At 41.7% G+C, this 18,466-nt stretch carries 15 protein-coding genes, 1 rRNA gene and 1 pseudogene; 1 reads left to right on the top strand and 16 read right to left on the bottom strand.

Features of this window, described 5'->3' with window-relative positions; genetic code table 11:
* The 13 genes and pseudogenes from WA407_RS03140 to rfbC form a co-directional block, all read right to left on the bottom strand.
* Positions 1 to 196: ribosomal RNA gene (locus tag WA407_RS03140) — 16S ribosomal RNA — on the bottom strand; the annotation flags it as partial.
* 378 nt (positions 197 to 574) lie between these two features.
* Entirely contained in the window at positions 575 to 2,590 is a 2,016-nt protein-coding gene (gene ligA / locus WA407_RS03135; RefSeq protein WP_254328325.1) for an NAD-dependent DNA ligase LigA, read from the bottom strand.
* 90 nt (positions 2,591 to 2,680) lie between these two features.
* On the bottom strand, positions 2,681 to 5,005 hold the full coding sequence (pcrA, locus tag WA407_RS03130; RefSeq protein ID WP_336076751.1) for a DNA helicase PcrA: 2,325 nt from the start codon (positions 5,003 to 5,005) through the stop codon (positions 2,681 to 2,683).
* Positions 5,006 to 5,045: 40 nt separating this feature from the next.
* Positions 5,046 to 5,756 carry a heptaprenylglyceryl phosphate synthase gene (locus WA407_RS03125; RefSeq protein ID WP_336076750.1) on the bottom strand — a complete coding sequence of 237 codons (711 nt, stop codon included), beginning with the start codon at positions 5,754 to 5,756 and terminating at the stop codon, positions 5,046 to 5,048.
* Between the two features lie 126 nt (positions 5,757 to 5,882).
* Positions 5,883 to 6,755 (bottom strand): phosphatidylinositol-specific phospholipase C/glycerophosphodiester phosphodiesterase family protein, encoded by an 873-nt coding sequence (locus WA407_RS03120; RefSeq protein ID WP_336076749.1) that lies wholly within the window; start codon positions 6,753 to 6,755, stop codon positions 5,883 to 5,885.
* Positions 6,756 to 6,861: 106 nt separating this feature from the next.
* Positions 6,862 to 8,262 carry an undecaprenyl-phosphate glucose phosphotransferase gene (locus WA407_RS03115; RefSeq protein ID WP_336076748.1) on the bottom strand — a complete coding sequence of 467 codons (1,401 nt, stop codon included), beginning with the start codon at positions 8,260 to 8,262 and terminating at the stop codon, positions 6,862 to 6,864.
* Positions 8,259 to 9,167, bottom strand: coding sequence for a glycosyltransferase family 2 protein (locus tag WA407_RS03110; protein ID WP_235306440.1), 909 nt, complete (start codon positions 9,165 to 9,167; stop codon positions 8,259 to 8,261). Before WA407_RS03110 ends, WA407_RS03115 begins: the two co-directional genes overlap by 4 nt.
* Positions 9,168 to 9,538: 371 nt before the next feature.
* A complete protein-coding gene (locus tag WA407_RS26700; RefSeq protein ID WP_354005523.1) occupies positions 9,539 to 9,616 on the bottom strand; it encodes a putative holin-like toxin in 78 nt (25 codons plus the stop codon).
* Between the two features lie 200 nt (positions 9,617 to 9,816).
* Positions 9,817 to 10,458: a glycosyltransferase family 2 protein gene (locus WA407_RS03105; RefSeq protein ID WP_254328322.1), complete on the bottom strand. Its 642-nt coding sequence runs from the start codon at positions 10,456 to 10,458 to the stop codon at positions 9,817 to 9,819.
* Positions 10,459 to 10,473: 15 nt separating this feature from the next.
* Positions 10,474 to 10,677: pseudogene (locus tag WA407_RS03100) on the bottom strand (glycosyltransferase); the annotation flags it as partial.
* A gap of 242 nt (positions 10,678 to 10,919) precedes the next feature.
* Positions 10,920 to 11,792: a dTDP-4-dehydrorhamnose reductase gene (gene rfbD, locus WA407_RS03095; RefSeq protein WP_336076770.1), complete on the bottom strand. Its 873-nt coding sequence runs from the start codon at positions 11,790 to 11,792 to the stop codon at positions 10,920 to 10,922.
* 1 nt (position 11,793) lies between these two features.
* On the bottom strand, positions 11,794 to 12,813 hold the full coding sequence (gene rfbB, locus WA407_RS03090) for a dTDP-glucose 4,6-dehydratase (RefSeq protein ID WP_165177570.1): 1,020 nt from the start codon (positions 12,811 to 12,813) through the stop codon (positions 11,794 to 11,796).
* Between the two features lie 27 nt (positions 12,814 to 12,840).
* Positions 12,841 to 13,386: a dTDP-4-dehydrorhamnose 3,5-epimerase gene (gene rfbC, locus WA407_RS03085; RefSeq protein WP_336076747.1), complete on the bottom strand. Its 546-nt coding sequence runs from the start codon at positions 13,384 to 13,386 to the stop codon at positions 12,841 to 12,843.
* An 83-nt stretch (positions 13,387 to 13,469) separates the two neighbouring features.
* On the opposite strand from rfbC, the gene WA407_RS03080 reads away from it, so the two are divergent.
* Positions 13,470 to 15,344 (top strand): hypothetical protein, encoded by a 1,875-nt coding sequence (locus WA407_RS03080; protein WP_336076746.1) that lies wholly within the window; start codon positions 13,470 to 13,472, stop codon positions 15,342 to 15,344.
* Between the two features lie 68 nt (positions 15,345 to 15,412).
* Here the strand turns inward: WA407_RS03080 and WA407_RS03075 are convergent, their stop codons facing one another.
* From WA407_RS03075 to WA407_RS03065, 3 genes are read right to left on the bottom strand one after another with little or no spacing between them, the layout of a single operon-like run.
* Positions 15,413 to 16,516: an acyltransferase family protein gene (locus WA407_RS03075; RefSeq protein ID WP_235306445.1), complete on the bottom strand. Its 1,104-nt coding sequence runs from the start codon at positions 16,514 to 16,516 to the stop codon at positions 15,413 to 15,415.
* A 59-nt stretch (positions 16,517 to 16,575) separates the two neighbouring features.
* Positions 16,576 to 17,304, bottom strand: a complete 729-nt coding sequence (locus WA407_RS03070) for a sugar phosphate nucleotidyltransferase (RefSeq protein ID WP_061831721.1) — start codon at positions 17,302 to 17,304, stop codon at positions 16,576 to 16,578.
* A gap of 13 nt (positions 17,305 to 17,317) precedes the next feature.
* A complete protein-coding gene (locus WA407_RS03065; RefSeq protein WP_235306446.1) occupies positions 17,318 to 18,454 on the bottom strand; it encodes a hypothetical protein in 1,137 nt (378 codons plus the stop codon).
* Positions 18,455 to 18,466: the final 12 nt, after the last annotated feature.

Genomic DNA, 18,466 nt, shown 5'->3' with positions numbered 1-18,466 from the left:
GCAGGAAAAGGATGTATCGGGTATTAGCTACCGTTTCCGGTAGTTATCCCTGTCTTGTGGGCAGGTTGCCTACGTGTTACTCACCCGTCCGCCGCTAGGTTATGTAGAAGCAAGCTTCTACATAACCCCGCTCGACTTGCATGTATTAGGCACGCCGCCAGCGTTCGTCCTGAGCCAGGATCAAACTCTCCATTAAAGACCAACCGAAGCCGGTTTATAGAAAGAGCGATAAGCTCATTTTTAATGCTAGCGATTCTTCTTTATAAAAGAAGAAATCTTTGTTTCATCATCCATTTGTTCAGTTTTCAAAGAACTTGTCTGTTCTCGTTCGTTCAACGAGCCAGGAATTAGATCATATCATGTTAGTTGCTTTCTTGTCAAATCTTTTTTTCGATTATCTTTTCAGCAACCTCGCTTCAAGAAATGATACTCTCAAAGCAACGTCTAATAATATATCATGCCTAAAGTTATTTAGCAAGCATTTATTTATATCTATTTTATTTCCTACTATACAACAGATAATAAGGCAGCCACCCCGCCCCAGAGCGGAATGACTGCACTCATTGTAAAACTATTATTCTTGTTCCAGCAGTCTGATAAATTCATCCTCATCTTCTATGGTGTCAATTCCGAGCTGTTGGGCCTTAGCCAGCTTACTCCCAGCCTTTTCACCAGCTATGACTAGATCCGTCTTTTTCGATACAGACCCCGCAACTTTGGCTCCCAGCGCCTCCAGCTTGGATGCAGCTTCGTCACGCGTAAGCTGATGCAAGGTACCTGTAAGCACGACCGTTTTGCCACTGAAAAAGCTGTCTGTCTTCTTCTCCTGTGGAGCTTCAGGGGCCTGAGCTTTCACCCCTAGAGACAGCATCTTTTCAATTCCCGCCTGAGTAAATGGATCTGCAAAGAAAGCAACAATGCTTTCGGCTACAATCCCGCCCACATCCGGTAGTTCTATCAGTTCTTCCACCGTAGCGGACATCGTCTTGTGCAAATCACGGTAGTGTTCAGCCAACATGCGTGTTGTTGCTTTACCAGTATTCGGTATACCCAGAGCATAAAGGAAAGAAGCCAAATCTCTCTCTTTACTCTTTTCTAGTGCCGCCAAGAGGTTACTGGCCTTTTTCTCACCAAACCGCTCCAGCTTCACTAGATCATCATATTGGAGTGTATACAGATCCGCAGGCTCGCGCACTTCCAGTTCGTCATGCAGCTGTATGGCCGTTTTGTCACTGAATGTCTCAATATCCATAGCATCACGTGAAGCAAAATGGGAAATACGAGCTACAATTTGTGGTTTACAGCCCAGCTTATTGTCGCAAAACAAATGGGCACCTCGCTGCTGCAACGGAAACCCGCAGGCTGGACAATGATCTGGTACGACAATTTCCTCTCCGTCGTGCTCAGATGTTACCTTTCCTAATATCTCCGGAATGACATCGTTTGAGCGACGGATAAATACACGTGCACCCAAAGCAAACTTCAAGTTTTTGCGCTCGATGTCACCAGCATTGTTCAGTGTACAATTTTGTACAGTGACTCCCGCCAGTTCTACCGGCTCTACCCTTGCAAGTGGGGTGATTTTACCCGTTCGTCCTACATTCCACTCAACCGAGTTAAGCACCGTTGTTGTTTCCTCGGCTTCGAACTTATAGGCCACCGCCCAGCGCGGGAATTTATCGGTATACCCGAGAGCCTCACGTGTGCGCATATCTGTAATTTTCAATACTGCCCCATCAATGAGGTAATCCAATCCGGCACGAGATTCTTCAATCTCAATCAGTTGCTCCATTACATCTTCAAAATTATCAAAGTAAGTCAGGTAAGGGTTTACCTTAAAATGATTTTCACGCAGGAAAGTCATCATTTCCTGGTGGCTGTTAAACTGGATCCGGTCTGCATAACCCACATTGTAGAAAAATGCATTCAATCGCCGTTCTGCTGTCACTTTGGGATTCAAGTTACGCAAAGCGCCAGCTGCGGCGTTGCGTGCGTTTTTAAGAGGGTCCGTGGCAGTCTCATTATATTTGGACAGTACAGAGAGATTCATTATCCCTTCTCCCTGAACTTCAATAGTTCCATTTCGAAAAGGAATTGTAAGTGGCACGGATTTAATCGTTTTTACCTGCGCCAATATCCCCTCACCCACCACACCATTACCGCGGGTAGAAGCCTGTACCAGCTGTCCATCAGTATATGTCAGGTTCAGCGTTAGACCATCAAATTTAAGTTCTATCGCATAACCTGGAGATGGCAAAGGTTGCTCTGGGTTCTTGGTATTGTAATCATTGACCAGCTTCACGACACGCGCGTTCCATGCACGCAGCTGTTCCATATTCTGAGCTTTATCAAGGCTCCATAATGGGGCAAGGTGGCGATGCGGTGTGAACCCTTTGAGTAACTCCCCGCCCACACGCTGTGTCGGCGAATCCGGCAGCACAAGGCCGCTCGTCTGTTCAAGCGCTACCAGCTCGTCATAAAGCACATCATATTCTTTGTCGCTGACCTTGGGTTCATCCAGTGTGTAGTAATGATAGTTATATGTGTTCAGTTCAGCAACAAGCTGCTCCATCCTGTGCATTGGGTTCATGCAGGCGTATCCCTCCGGGAACTTCATCAGGGCAGAGGTCCTAAACCAAGCTGCCACTCATGAGGTTCGAGATTTAATGATGTTTGAGATTTATTCTACTTTTGTAATCGGTGCAAAGCCAGCTAACAGTCGTTTAACCCCTACTGGAGCCGGAAAAGCAATTTGAAGCTCCATATCATTGCCCGTCCCTTTTACAGCTACAATAGTTCCAATCCCCCATTTACCATGCTGTACCTTGTCTCCAGCAGCAAAAATGGAGGGACCTCCTGCCGAAGCAGCCGGAGTGGGTTTCGCGGATGAAGATATCGTTACTGTTACTCGGGGTGACGCGGAAGCAGACGAACCACTACGGCTCATCGTATCAAACGAGCGTTCTCCACCAAAGTTGCTGCCACTACCTTTATTCAGTCCGCGCCCACCATAAGATCCGCCTACATTGCCTGAACGACGGTAGCGGTCACGTTTGATGATCGTATCCTCTTTTAACTCGTCCGGAATCTCTTCGAGAAAGCGGGAAGGCGGGTTAGCTGTGGTGCGGCCAAACAGAGTGCGCATTTGTGCGCATGTAAGGAACAGTTGCTCCTCTGCACGGGTAATCCCGACATACGCCAATCTGCGCTCTTCCTCCAGCTCTTCGTTATCCAGAAAGGCACGACTATGAGGGAATACTCCCTCCTCCATACCGACAATAAATACGATGGGAAACTCCAATCCTTTGGCGCTATGCATGGTCATCAATACAACCGCATCGCTTTGCTCTTCTTCCTCGTCATTCATAGAATCAATATCGGCAATTAGCGCAAGGTCGGTCAGGAAGGAGACGAGTGACTTGTCTTCCGCTCCTTTTTCAAATTCCATGGTTACCGACAGGAACTCATCAATATTCTCCAAACGTGAACGTGACTCGAGTGTATTCTCGTTTTGCAGCTCCAAGCGATATTGGGTGGTTTCCAGCATTTTTTCTGTTAACTCAGTAACCGACAGGTAGTCTACCATCCGACTTAAACCTTCGATCATATCGTAAAACTCAACCAACGCATTGCGCGTACGTCCTGCAAAGCCCAAATCGTCTACAACTTGAAGGACACGGAAAATTGAAACTCCACGTTCTGCTGCAGCTGCCTGCAATTTGCCGACGGTTGTGTCTCCGATGCTTCGTTTTGGCACATTAATGATTCGGATCAAGCTGATGTCGTCGTCAGGATTGGAGAGCAGGCGAAGATACGCCAGCAAATCCTTAATTTCCTTCCGATCATAGAACTTGATACCGCCCACGATCTGGTAAGGAATATCCGATTTAATCAAAATTTCCTCGACAACCCGAGACTGAGCATTCGTACGGTACAAAATGGCATGATGGCTATAGGTTTTGCCCGCATTAATATTCTTATGAATTTCGGAGGCGATAAAGTAGCCCTCATCATGCTCAGAGTCAGCACGATAAACTTTAATCTTGGCTCCGCCTTCTTTGTCAGTCCATAGTTTTTTCGGCTTGCGGCCTGTATTTTGACCAATAACTTCGTTGGCAGCATTGAGAATATTTGAGGTGGACCGGTAGTTCTGCTCCAGCAAAATGGTGCGCGCTTCCGGGTAGTCCTCTTCAAAATTCAAAATGTTGCTAATATCCGCACCCCGCCACCGATAGATGGATTGGTCACTGTCACCTACTACGCAAATCCGGTGATGCTTGTCGGCCAGCATTTTGCACAGCATGTACTGCGCACGGTTCGTATCCTGATATTCATCAACATGAATGTATTGAAATTTTTTCTGATAGAAATCCAGTACCTCAGGTACTTCTTTAAAGAGCTGAATCGTTGCCATGATCAAATCATCAAAATCAAGAGAGTTGTTATTTTTGAGTCGTTGTTGGTACTTGGTATATACCTTCGCCACAATCCCCTCAAAATAGTCGCCAATCTTGCGTTCATACATTTCGGGAGTGACCAGTTCATTTTTAGCCGTACTCATCATAGACTGAACCGCTTTGGGTTCAAACTTTTTGGTGTCTATATTCAGATCCTTCATGCAGCTCCGAATGACAGACAATTGATCCGTAGAATCCAAAATGCTGAAATTCGAGGTAAATCCAATCCGCTCGATATCCCGACGTAAAATACGCACACACATCGAGTGGAAGGTGGATACCCACACATCTCTTCCCTGTGGGCCAATCAGCTTGGATACGCGATCCTGCATCTCACGCGCGGCCTTGTTCGTAAAGGTAATCGCCAAAATGCCCCATGGAGCCGTCTTGCGGGTCGCGATGAGGTAGGCTATTCGGTGCGTAAGCACCCGTGTTTTACCACTGCCTGCGCCAGCCATAATCAGCAGCGGACCATCTACCGCCTCCACAGCCTGACGCTGAGGCGGATTAAGACGAGCTACCGCCTCGTGTATATCTATTGATTGCATGCGTGCATGCTCCTTTCCTGAGCTTCCATAAATTCACGTTCTATACTTCCAATTTCACAGCTACCGTCTCCAGCGCTTTCGCCAAGTCACGATAAATGATGTTTCCTACTACAATGGTGTCACAAACGGCAGCCGCTTGTAACGCGGTAGATTTATCCACGATACCTCCCCCGTATAGGACACGAGAGCGCTCCGTACTGCGATGTATTTTCTGCACCAGCTCCATATCTCCAAAAGCACCGCTATATTCCACATATACAATCGGTAGATGCATGAGCTTGTCAGCAATCTGTGCATATGAGGCGGCTGATGTAGCACCCAGCGAAGTATCTGCTCCGGTAAGCTTAGCAACTGTGGAACCACCGTTCAAAACAATATATCCTTCCGTCACAAGCAAATCCCAAGGGATCAAATAACCAAACTGCTCAATCGCACGTTGGTGCTGCCCTAGAATCCAATTACTGTCAGTAGTATTTAGTACCATGGGAATCATATATAGATCAAACCCCGGCACAACAGCCTCCAGATCGGACACCTCAAGCACACACGGCACCTCATAACGCCGAACTCGCGACAGCAAATCCACCGTATTTTCATAGGTAATACCTGAGGAACCTCCTACCATAATCGCATCCGTACCAGACATACACACGGCGTCAAGCGCACCATCATCCAGTTCCTTGTCAGGATCAAGCTTAAACACATGCCTCCATGATTGAATTGAATCTGCCAACACACATTCCTCCAGCATTCATTGCTTTTGTCATGATCCAGGCGAGCCGAATTCCAATATCCAAAAGCGTTCTATGCTAAGTCTATGATAGTGCTTAAAAGGTGTCAATGTTCGTATCAAATGGGAACACCCCGTTCAGACAACTCATGGTCGTAACGCATACAACCAACTGCGTTCACTAAGTTCTTTTTCCGTTAAACTATCTGTATAGAAACCTCGTACACCCATCTGTTCATACTCAGCCGCATCCTTCAACTCATTAATGGTATTTACGTAGCACACTGCCCCTGCCTCACGCAAACTTTCCACTAAAGCACCACTCACCCGATTCTCTGGTAAAGTTACTGCCGTTATATCATTTTGTTGTACAAATCGAATGATCTGGTCGTCCTTATCTTCTATGGCATAGAGCGTATAAATAACGGATGGATAGGGATAAATACTCCGTAACGTTCGCAACATTTCTTCATTATAAATTTGAGGAACAATACGGGACAAAAGCTCGGGGTTTTTCTCCTGTGCCTGACGGGTCAGTTGCGCAAACAACTGTTTGATTTGGACAGGGTTCTGTTCTTTCGTATCGGTCACAATATAAGCATCCGAGTATGTTTCCAATAAATCCAATACATCCTTCCAATCTACTGGGGTATAGGAACCGTGTATGGGAGTGTTCTTAAATTGATGATAGCTCCAAGGTTTTCCGCCCTGTTCCGTAGCAACTGCATTTTCCTGTTGCATTTGCTCTGTAAAAGATTCTGTCCATTCATGGCGCGCCACCAATTGTCCATCCGATGTAAACATCAGGTCGACCTCGAATACGCGGCTGCCTTTTTTATAATTTTCCACAAACGCTTCACGCGCATTAGTATAGGCCAAACCATCAACGGCTCCCATGGCATGCGAAATCACACGGTGCGTGGTAAAGTCAGTATGTTCTTCTGTGGATTTTCCTTTGTATGCCAGTAAAAATGTGCCGATTAACATTAAAAGAATAACCGAAACAATCAATCGTTTCATAGGAGGTCACATCCTTTTCGTACAGGTCAATACCCCACATACGCATGCTCAAAACAACTGCCAGACGCAAAAGCACCCTCCGGCTAAACCGAAGGGTGCTTCTGTATTAATACGCGTTCTTGAAACCGTTGCGAATCGTGCGGAAAATAATTTTAATATCAAATAAGAGCGACCAGTTCTCAATATAGAAGATGTCATGCTTAATCCGTTCCTCAATAGATGTATCTCCACGCAAGCCGTTGCTCTGTGCCCAGCCTGTGATTCCAGGACGAACATGATGCTTCACCATGTATTTTGGAATTTCCTCACGGAACTGATCCACATAATAGGGTCGTTCTGGGCGTGGACCAACGACACTCATATCACCCAGCAGAACGTTGAAAAATTGAGGCAGCTCGTCGAGACTCGTTTTACGAATAAAAGTACCAAAACGTGTGCGTCTTGGGTCATTAGCAGTCGTCCAGCCCGTATCTTCAGTTCCAGGAGGCAGCACCTTCATCGAACGAAATTTGTACATTCGGAAGGTGCGACGATTCAAGCCCACCCGCTCTTGCTTAAAAATGATGGGCCCTCTGGATGTGATCATTACACCAATCGCCACTGCCAGCATGATCGGAGACGTCAGAAGAATCGCGAATAAAGAGAATAAAATATCGAATAGACGCTTAAACAATCGATTCCCCGCCACATCCAGTGGAATATCCCGTACATTAATCATCGGCATACCTGCAAAGTTATCAAAGTACGGACGAGCCGGCAAATAATCAAAAAAGTCAGGGATTATAAGCGTGCGCACTCCAGCCTTTTCACACATGTTTATAATCTTGGGGTACTTATCATGGGCATCCAGCGGAAGCGCCAGAATGACCTCGTCAATCATCAGACGCGACAGCGTAGCCTCCAATTGATCTAAGCCTCCAAGAATCGGGCGGAAATGCGCCGCTTCCTCTTCACTCCAATGCCGCTTATCATCCAGAAAACCCACGACCTCGTATCCTAGATCAGGATACTGTCCAAGATTATGATAAAATCGTTGGCCTAGAGTACCCGCCCCGAGAATAAGCATGAACTGCTTGTTGTACCCTTTTTGACGGAGAGCTTTAAGAACTTGCTTCAAAAAGAACCGGTAAAACAAAATAAGCAGCACATTCCCAACCATATAGATCGCCAGATAGGACCGCGAAATGTCGATTTGCTTCACGAAGAACATCACACTCAACAGCACGAACAGGCCAACAATATGAATTTGGGTGACGCGGAATACGTCATCTGCAAATCGTTTTTTGCGTTTGGGCGAATAGAGCGAGAATAACATCCCCAGCACTACGGCAATCAGGCCGTAGATTAAGCTCCAGCCTCCATATACTTGAATAGGAAGCGGTTCATTATAGGTGATCCATTCACTTTCAAATTTGAAAAACCAAGCGATCAGAAAGGACAATTGAATGACCGCGAAATCCGCCACAATATATAATTGGGTTAAAAAACGCTGATTTCTGCGTATCATGCTTTCACCTCAGTACGAGATTGTTCCCCGCTGTCCGGCTTGACCGGTGCGGACAACTTATTTTTTAGAAAGGCCATTCCAAATTTTACGGTAATTCCCGCATATACAGCCATATTGGTGATCCAACTGTATTGCTGTTTATAATGCTTACGATGAAATACCCACATAGCTCTATGAAACTCATAAATAATTTTCAAAGGACGACGGCGAGCGCTGCCCCCTTTGATATGAATAATATATGTGCGCGGGTAGTAGTAAATGCCCCACCCGGCTTGCTTAATCCGGTAACACCAATCAATATCCTCACCATACATAAAAAAGGTTTCGTCCAAGCCCCCAACCTGGTCAATTGTCTCCCGGCGCACCAGCATAAAAGCACCTACCAGTACATCTACAGGATACTCATCGTCCGGGCTTAGATGCCCAAGCTGATATTGATTGTACTTCGGGCTATCCGGGTAACGCTTCGACCAGCCGAAAGCATAGTAAAAAGAAGCTGACGGCGTTGGAAATCCTCGCTTACAAGCCTTGTCTAATGATCCATCCGGCAAGATGACCTTACAGCCCGATGCTCCCATCTCCGGATGCGTATCCATAAACTGAATCATTGTATCCAGCGTGTCCGGTTGCACCAACGTATCGGAGTTCAATAACAATACATAACGCCCGCTGGCTACTTCCATCCCCTGGTTGTTCGCCTTGGCAAAACCTGTATTATTCTTATTGGCTATCAACGTAATCTCCGGGTATGCAGCACGAATAGCCTCAACAGATCCGTCACTAGAGTGATTATCAATCACAATCACTTCATATCGGTACTGCGACTTTGACGCATACACCGATTGCAAACAATCCAGCGTCAATCGACACGTATTATAGTTGACGACCAGTATGCTTACATCCATATTTAAAACGCTCCTGACAAATTCAGTAATCTATTCTACTATCGCCTATTATAGCATACCGCGCAGACCACGGGGCGCAAAAAAGCACATAACTTGTAACCTTACATAGTTAGTAGAATTTCACAAAATTCGATTCCAGTCGCTCCAAAGTGCAAATATAGACAAACGAAACCATTTCGATCTATATATTGTTCATCGGAAGTCGTTTATTAGATTTTTGTAAAATCCTCGGTTGAGGTCTAAAATTCATCGTGGTAAGATATACATGGAAAAAGGGCTGGTGCCAGCCAGCCCCTGCGCAACCAACGCTCCAAGAGCGGACGGTTTTGGAACAATCAGGCCGAAAATAGACCCTTCCTTGCGGGGGCGGTCTATTTTCGTTTGTTAAACTCTAACAGTGTGACGATTAACGCCCCGAACGTCAGCATTAAACTGAGCGCCTCAAACACTGTCACAGGCTTCACCCCCCTCCTCGGGAGAGTTAGCCGACCGCCCTTTGCAGCTCTATCGGTTGCACGTTTCAATTATACTATATTTTTCCATAAAGGAACACGCATTCGATGGTATTTTATCTAGTATTCATTTGCACCTTTGACTATTTGACGCTTATATATGGAAAAAAGTTTCAATATTTTTTCTTTCCATACCTCTATAACTTCCTCAATACAAAAACCAACTTATAAATCCAGTTGTCCAACCGTGACTGCCTGTAAAATGGAGACTGCCAAATATATTTCATACGAGAAAACACACCCTTTTGGTAGCTGTCCAGGAATTGATCCATATCTTTATACATTTGAGGAGACATGTCTTGTCCATAAAGCTGAATAAATTGCTGGGCTTGTTTGCTTAAAATATAGCGATTTTTTCCTTTTGCAAATCTACTTAGTCTTTTCCTCCACTTGCTAACCCAGCCATCCGTAGAACCTCCCAGCACATTGTTTTGATGCTGCCGATACCAAATGTACGGATCGGGGTCAAAAACAACCTCACCAAAAGAGGAAGTGCATAAATAAATCCACCAGTCATGCATGATAATATTATCCAAAGAAGTTGGGATTCTCTTTTTCACGAGCTTGAGTGTTTCTTTATTGATCACCATGGTACAGCCTACACATACATTCTCAATGAGAGCATTATAGAAGGATACAGGTCGTAGGATGTCAGCTGGCCATACTTTGAGTGGTTCCAATGTTTGAGAGACCATTTGAGTAGCAGAACAGTACATCAGCGGTCGGCTCCCATCCTGCTCCCTGAGATGTGCCACAGCCTGAGCAAGTTTATTCGGCATCCACACATCATCCTGATCACAAAAAGCGTAATAGTCGAATGTATCAGACGATCTTTGAATCAGATCAAAAAAGCTTTTAATAACCCCTACATTGCTCTCAAGGCATAAAAAAATCTGTTGAGGATAACGTTGCTTCAGCGCGCTCAACTTGGCAACCGTATCATCTGTCGAGCCATCATCACGAATTAGAATCTGAATTTCTACGTCTTTTTGATTGATGAGACTTTCTATTTGCTCATCTAAGTAAGCTGCTCCATTATATGTAGATAATAAAATTTGTACGTTAGGTCTGTTCAGAGTAATGACCTCCTTCTTTTAAAATGTGCAATAGAGGGACAATATGTTTCATCTGCTTATACATTATAATGCTCATTGTCCTTAATCAACATAGGCCTTAATATAATAAAATCTCCCACTCATGAACTGATGGGAGATTGTTGATATTTATAATAAGGTTTTATTTACTCGGATGTACTAAGACACTCCTGCAAAAAATCACGCAATCCCTCACGCCAGTCGCGCAAATCATTCAATCCATTGGTTCGGATCGCGATATGCTCCATAACAGAGTTACGTGGCCGCGCTGCTGGTCTGGGGAATTGCTCTGTGCTGCATGGTTCCAATTTCGCTGTGATCTTGGCATCTAATATTTCCGCCGCATCCTGTAAAATAGCTTGCGTAAATTCATACCAGGTACAGGAGCCGCTATTGGAAGCATGGTATATGCCGTACTTCTCCGTTTGAATCAATTCCGCCAAAAAGCGTGCCAGATCCACCGTATAGGTAGGTGAACCCTTCTGATCATTCACTACCTGGAGGAGCGGCTTCTCCTGTCCAAGCTTCAGCATCGTTTTGACAAAATTGTTCCCATGCAATCCATATACCCAAGATGTACGAACAATAAAATACCTAGAGGAAAGTGTTTGGGTCAATACCTCTCCCGCCCGTTTGGACTTTCCGTAGATACTCTGCGGATTGGTATTATCGTACTCATGATATGGCTGTTTTGCCGTTCCATCAAACACATAATCTGTGCTGATATAAACCAGCTTGGCTCCAACCTTTTCCGCAGCCATTGTCATATTACGTGTACCTGCCGCGTTGACTTGATAAGCCCCGTCTACATCAGTCTCTGCTGCATCCACAGCCGTATACGCTGCACAGTGGATTACGGCATTAGGTTGATATTGTCCTACAATCTTCACCGTCTGCTGCAAATCCGTGATATCTAATTGTTCGCGATCGTAACCCAGGACATCATGTCCTTGCTCCTGAAAAACCTTTACTACATCTTTACCAAGTTGACCGGAAGCTCCAGTAACCAATACCTTCATTTTACGCATCCCCCAAGCGGGAACCGTACTGCTTTGCATAGTATTGTTGGTATTCGCCGGATTGAATACGAGTCCACCATTCTTCGTTGTCCAAGTACCAACGAATCGTTTCTTTAATGCCGGTTTCAAAAGAGTGCTTTGGCTTCCAGCCCAGCTCATTCATGGTCTTCGTAGGATCAATGCCATAACGGCGGTCATGACCTGGACGATCCTGCACATACGAAATCAGAGATTCTGGCTTGCCCAGCTCCTCCAACACTGTTTTGACGATATGCACATTTGTCCGCTCGTTATTTCCCCCGATATTGTATACTTCACCCAGTTTACCCTGATGAATGACCAGATCAATTGCACTGCAATGATCCTCTACATACAACCAGTCGCGAATGTTCAAGCCATCCCCGTATACAGGTAGCTGTTGGTCGCTCAATGCACGTGAGATCATTAACGGGATCAATTTTTCAGGAAACTGGTATGGACCATAGTTGTTAGAACACCGCGTGATATTCACTGGTAAACCGAAGGTTTCATGATATGCGCGAACTAACAGATCGCCGCCTGCTTTGGATGCAGAATAAGGACTATTAGGCTGCAACGGAGTTTCCTCCGTAAACAATCCTGTTTCTCCCAAAGAACCATACACCTCATCTGTTGATACCTGTACAAACTTGGTCACGTTATATTTCTTGGCTGCGTCCAGTAGCACTTGCGTACCCAATACGTTTGTTTTCACAAACACTTCCGGTTCCAGAATACTCCGATCCACATGTGACTCCGCTGCAAAATTAACCACCACATCAATCCCCTGCTGCATCAGTTGGTCAATCGCTTGTGCGTCGGTAATATCTGCTTTGATGAAGCTATGCTTGGGGTTATTTTCAATGGATTTCAAATTTTCCAGGTTACCTGCATAGGTAAGAGCATCTATATTTACAATTTCATAATCTGGATGCTGTTTTAACATATACAATACAAAGTTACTGCCTATAAATCCGGCCCCGCCGGTGACAAGAAGTTTCATACTGACCTCCTAGATCTTATTATTCCTCTAATCAAAATTAATGTCAGCGTCGGCCAGTGCCGGATGCTTCTGATCCTTCTCTGAAAGAATAGCATGAGAAGTTGGCCAATCAATCCCTAGTGCTGGATCATTCCACAGAATTCCACGATCATTTTCAGGTGAATAATACTCGTCTACCTTATACAGCACTTGAGTGTTAGGAACAAGCGTACAGAACCCATGAGCAAAACCCTTGGGCACCAGTAGCTGACGTCTATTATGTTCACTTAAGATTACCCCGACCCATTGACCGAATGTTGGAGAACTTTTACGAATATCCAAAATCACATCGTAGATAGCTCCAGAAAGCACACGAATGAGTTTGGTCTGTGCTTTAGGATTAAGCTGATAATGCAAACCACGAATCACACCGGCTTCTGCAGACAAGGAGTGGTTATCTTGAATAAAAGCATGGTCTATTCCGTTTTCTTTCATGATCTGTTCATTGTAACTTTCCATAAAAAAACCACGGTGATCACCATGAACCACGGGTTCAGTGATTTTTGCACCTGAAAGTACTTCCTTTATTATCATTCACGAAACCTCCAACATCTTGAGTATATACTTTCATTTATGATTACTATAAAATTAATAAGCACACTATATTGGGAGGGAATATGCTTTTGAATTTATCGAGAGTTAATAAAAATTTTGTTTGGTCCTATTTGGTTTTGACGTGGCTACTTATCCCGATTCTAATATTGTTTAAAGTCGATTCTTACTATATTTCCATATTATTCGGTCTAAATATTGCACAGTCGTTTGTCATAGGTGCTACATACATTTTACACATTAGTGGTATCTTAACATATGCCAAGAAAGAAATAATGGTGCAATACCTAGCTTTTGGCGGTTATCTAGTTGGAATAATATTCATTTACGCCTTCCTTCAAAGGGAACATTTCATTTATTATTGGGACTTTTCAGCCTATTGGAATACATCCATACAATTTAATAACCTTTTAAGTACAGATTTTATAGCAGCTTCTAAACAAATCTATGCAAGCATTTTAAGAGATGATTATTCCGTTTTCCCAACAATCTTTCTCTCTTTACCATTAAAGTTCTTAGGTACAAGCTACATGAGCTATGTCTTGGCAATCTATACCTGCTTCTTGTATCCTTCTTGTTTGATACTTTTCTTATTATGTATCAAGATTGCTGATCAAATCCAGTTAAACACAAAATTGAACATTTTCATGATCTTTGTACTTACATTTACCTTTCCAATTATGATAGCTCCTATGTTAGGTGGATATCTGGATTCTATAGGACTTATTTTTATTTGCTTGTCGCTTGTTATCTTATTTAATAATGACTTTGAACGCTTAAATTTAAAAGCAGTTTTACTCTTAGCTGCTTGCCTAGTATTACTAACATTTACAAGAAGATGGTATGGGTTTTGGATCGTATCTCTTTTTGGCTCGATCAGTATCGCTTTTTTGTTCAAATGGATTCTAGAAAAAGAGTTTCGCTTCAAGCAGCTCTTGCAGGTTATTTTAAATTTTTTCATTATAGGATCTTCAAGTGCATTATTTCTTATTATATTCTTCAATGAATTTATTCAAAGAGCCCTTACCAATAACTTTAAAAACGCCTACTCAGCTTATTATTTTGGTGACGTCTTAAGTAACTTACACAATTTATTTTATCATTATGGTGCCTTCATTTTTCTGATAGCTCTTGTTGGTTGCATAGGCTTGTTATTTATTGGTAAAACTAGGTATATATCAATCTTTCTAGTTATAAACTTGTTTATTACGTACTTTCTTTTTACAAGAATTCAAAGCTTAGCTTCTCAGCATTATTATCTTCTTACCGTGAACGTATTAATTTTATTTATTTGTGGCGTTATTCTTATTCTAAACTATTTGTCCAAGATAAAATATGCAAAAAATGTTTTCTTAGTTATTCTAGTTTATTTAGTCGCTTGTAATTTCTTGGTAACATTCACTAATGTAAATGCACGTCCTGTTACCTATTTTTCTTCTTTATTCAGTGACTTTAAACAAACACCTAGAGTAAGAACAGATATACCTGTTTTAAAACAATTAACGACTTATCTTAAGGAAATCTCATCAGAGCAGCATAAGGTATATGTTCTGTCTAGCTCTGGAATTCTTAATGATGACATACTCAGACAGATTGAAATGCCTGACAATAGCAACGCTCTTCCATTTATGAATCTGACCCATCACGTTGATTTAAGAGATGGTTTTCCAGTGTCGTTTTTTGAGTCCGATTATGTCGTGATCGCATTACCTACACAATACCATTTAGGTGAAAGTGGTCAAAAAGTTGTAGGTATACTCGCAGAAGAGGTTATGAACGGATCTCTTAAAAATAATTATAAACCTTTAAAGAGCTATGCTCTGGATAATAACGTTAAAGCCATAGTCTTAAAAAAGACATCATCCATCACGAAGGAAAAAGTTGAACTAATACGTTCACAATTCAAAAAAATATACCCTGATAATCCAGATCTTTTCTAATTCAATACAGATGTCGATGCATACAAAAAAGCCCTCGATTTTTATTCGAGGGCTTTTTAAGTTAATCGTTAAACAATCTTACTGGGAATTGTTGCTGTTTTATTAGAACTACCAGAACTAAATTTTTTGCCAATCAGGAAAGGTAAGAATCTATTAAATAGTTCAATAAAAAGAATACAACTTAAGAAGACAAGCAAGGTAGAAATAACAACAAATGAAATTCCATCTAAATACATATTTGTTGTAACAGAAAACTTCTCGTAAAAATTTATATTCTCCCAGAAGCTAAGTATTAATCCATGCAGACCAAATATAATTAAAGAGTTTTTACCAAAATAGGACAGTAAACTAGATGACTCAATTTTTTTGGATAAGTATATATAAAATATTAAACTAGCCAATACCGACAGATAAAATAATACATAATTATGTCCATAGTAATTTCCTGACATGCCTGGTTTATCATTCATTAAAAATAATAAAAGACCCAGAAAGCCCGCTGCGTAAGCAACATATGGTTTGTTAATTCTAATTTTTTCAATAAAATATTGTTCATGCAATTTGAATATATAACCACAAATAATTAAAGAGGCTGCATTAATTGACGTGCCAAATGACCAGGGAAGTGCATGTGTGTCAAGCTTGCTTAAGAATGCACCAAGTATGGTTAGCAATATCCAAAATATATACATATAACTTCTTTTGGACGAAATTTTCAAGACCAAGTACGAAATGATCTGGGCTAAGAATAGACAAGGTAGGAACCAAAGAGACATGTTTAGAATACCTAAGTGATCTCCATCTGCATATAAAAAAGTTTCAATAACAACCATTGGATCGAGCGTTCCGACAATCCCCATCCAATGCATCCAACCAAAATACAGTAGTGAGCATATATACAGAGTCGTATATGGTAAAAGGATTGTTTTGATTTTAGACCACAAAAAACTACTAAACTTATAATTCTGAAAATTAGAAGTAAACCCAGAAGCAAAAAAGAAAAGAGGCATATGGAAGGAATAAAAATAGCCTATAATAAAGCTCTTATCCATCATTTCATTACCTTTAAAACCATGGGGCACCAAATGTGAGAATACTAAAAAAATAATCGCCAATCCCTTTAGTACATCCACCCACTTTATTCTAGTTGGAAGAGCTTTTACAATTTGCATTTAAATAGACTCGCTTTCTTAATTATTTAGCATAAGGTATCTTTAGTTCTATGATAATACTAAGAAAACAGCTCATAACCCATTTCACTTACTAATTTGTTAGCAAGCATCAAAGAACTATGTGTTCCCGCATCAGTCCACCAGTTCTCTAAAATATCAAATGTAAGTTGGTTTCGTTGAATATAAGCGTTATTAACATCTGTTATTTCATATTCTCCTCTTGCTGAAGGAGTCAAGGTCTTGATGATATTGAATACAGAGTGATTGAACATATAAATGCCCGTAACTGCATAATCACTCTTAGGAACCTCTGGCTTTTCTTCAATATTTACAATGTTATCGCCTTGTAGTTCTGGTACTCCATAGCGATTAGCATCAGGCACTTTATGAAGTAATAATTTCGCTCCTGATTCTTGAAGTTTGAATTTTTCAACAAACGATGAGATATCATCTTTAAAAACGTTGTCCCCCAAAATAACAACCATCTTGTCATTGCCAACAAAATGCTCAGCTAAAAGCAAAGCCTGTGCAATCCCCCCGGCTTCATCTTGCACTTTGTAAGTCAGAGTAACTCCAAGGTCGACACCACTTCCTAAGAGATTGACCACATCTCCCATATGTTCTTTTCCAGTAACGATTAAAATATCATTTATATTCGCCTTTTTGAGTTTATCAATAGAGTAATATATCATCGGATATTTACCAATCGGTAACAAATGTTTGTTTGTAACTTTAGTAAGGGGGTATAATCTAGATCCAGTCCCTCCAGCTAATATAATCCCTTTCATATCTAAGTTCCTCCTATTGAAGCTCTTTTATAAGTAGCTCCATAATGGTTTTTGCACGAGCTTCCCAATTATTATGGACTACGAAGTTTTCCAGTTGCTCTTGATCATAAAAAGGGCGTTGTAGGGTATCTATATCCATTAGATATTTTCTTATTTCCTCTAAACTATGATATAGATAAATCCCTTCCTGATTTAAGAGCCTTGTTTCTTCGCTATCCACCGCTAATATCACTTTATTAAAACTCAAATACTCATAAACTTTTACTGGATTGATCGTATCAATTCTATCCGAATTCCTCAAAAAGGGGTATAAAGAAATATCAAAAGCATTAATAATCGCACCAATTTCTGATTTAGGAACAGTCTCATAATATTTAATCCTATTATGCTGTTCAAAATTATAGTTCAGGTTATTTCTCCCAACCAAACATACAACAAATTTCTCATCAAAATCAGTAATAGCCTTAACCGCTTCTACATCAAACCAGTGGTCAATCGCTCCCACATAGCCAAAAATATAGTAGCCCTCTTGCTTTAAACGTCTCAATTCATCAGCAACCAAGCTATCTACATTTATGTTTAGTATAGCTGTATCCACAGCATTTTTCACTAAATAAGATTGTCTACATAATGTTTGAGAATGCTTATGCAAATGATTACTTGTAGAAATAACCAGATCCGCCTTGGCAAGTAATTCAATTTCCCACTTTTCGAGTAATTTCTTCATTAATGCATTGTTAGTTAGAAATACATAGTCGTCCATTCGATCAAACACAATCTTCTTATTATTATTTGATTTAATAAGAGGATAAAAGACTGGACTTCCTAACCAAATGATATCTGCACTGGAAACTAAATCTTCCAACTGCCTTTTTTCAAACCATTGATTCATATGGAATATGTCTAGGCTTTCAAAGCTTCTAGGCAATCTCAGACTGCCCGAAGGCCTGAATATTTGAAGACTATCATTTATGGTTTGATTTCTTCTCTTATAATCTGAGTTCTGCCTTACAATACTATTAAGTATGCTAATGGATGGTTCTACAAAGGTGATGTGAACCCCCGGCATTTTAGCAAACTCTTCGGCCATATGTTGCGGACGTTGTTTTAAATCATTCCAATAGATTGGAGAGAAATATAAAATTTTCATTTAACCGCTCCA

It is taken from the genome of Paenibacillus sp. 203, from assembly GCF_037027525.1.
Lineage (GTDB): Bacteria > Bacillota > Bacilli > Paenibacillales > Paenibacillaceae > Paenibacillus > Paenibacillus polymyxa_B.
The sequence above is the reverse complement of the archived record's forward strand: the minus strand, read 5'-3'. Positions and strand labels throughout refer to the sequence as shown.

Bases quoted from the DNA above. Each gene is read 5' to 3' on its own strand.
- rfbD (WP_336076770.1), bottom strand. From the start codon at position 11,792: ATGAAGGTATTGGTTACTGGAGCTTCCGGTCAACTTGGTAAAGATGTA.
- WA407_RS03120 (WP_336076749.1), bottom strand. From the start codon at position 6,755: ATGAAACGATTGATTGTTTCGGTTATTCTTTTAATGTTAATCGGCACA.
- WA407_RS03065 (WP_235306446.1), bottom strand. From the start codon at position 18,454: ATGAAAATTTTATATTTCTCTCCAATCTATTGGAATGATTTAAAACAA.
- WA407_RS03105 (WP_254328322.1), bottom strand. From the start codon at position 10,458: ATGCCGAATAAACTTGCTCAGGCTGTGGCACATCTCAGGGAGCAGGAT.
- WA407_RS03125 (WP_336076750.1), bottom strand. From the start codon at position 5,756: ATGCTGGAGGAATGTGTGTTGGCAGATTCAATTCAATCATGGAGGCAT.
- WA407_RS03070 (WP_061831721.1), bottom strand. From the start codon at position 17,304: ATGAAAGGGATTATATTAGCTGGAGGGACTGGATCTAGATTATACCCC.
- rfbB (WP_165177570.1), bottom strand. From the start codon at position 12,813: ATGAAACTTCTTGTCACCGGCGGGGCCGGATTTATAGGCAGTAACTTT.
- pcrA (WP_336076751.1), bottom strand. From the start codon at position 5,005: ATGCAATCAATAGATATACACGAGGCGGTAGCTCGTCTTAATCCGCCT.
- WA407_RS03075 (WP_235306445.1), bottom strand. From the start codon at position 16,516: ATGCAAATTGTAAAAGCTCTTCCAACTAGAATAAAGTGGGTGGATGTA.
- WA407_RS03080 (WP_336076746.1), top strand. From the start codon at position 13,470: ATGCTTTTGAATTTATCGAGAGTTAATAAAAATTTTGTTTGGTCCTAT.
- WA407_RS03110 (WP_235306440.1), bottom strand. From the start codon at position 9,167: ATGGATGTAAGCATACTGGTCGTCAACTATAATACGTGTCGATTGACG.
- ligA (WP_254328325.1), bottom strand. From the start codon at position 2,590: ATGAACCCAATGCACAGGATGGAGCAGCTTGTTGCTGAACTGAACACA.
- WA407_RS03115 (WP_336076748.1), bottom strand. From the start codon at position 8,262: ATGATACGCAGAAATCAGCGTTTTTTAACCCAATTATATATTGTGGCG.
- rfbC (WP_336076747.1), bottom strand. From the start codon at position 13,386: ATGATAATAAAGGAAGTACTTTCAGGTGCAAAAATCACTGAACCCGTG.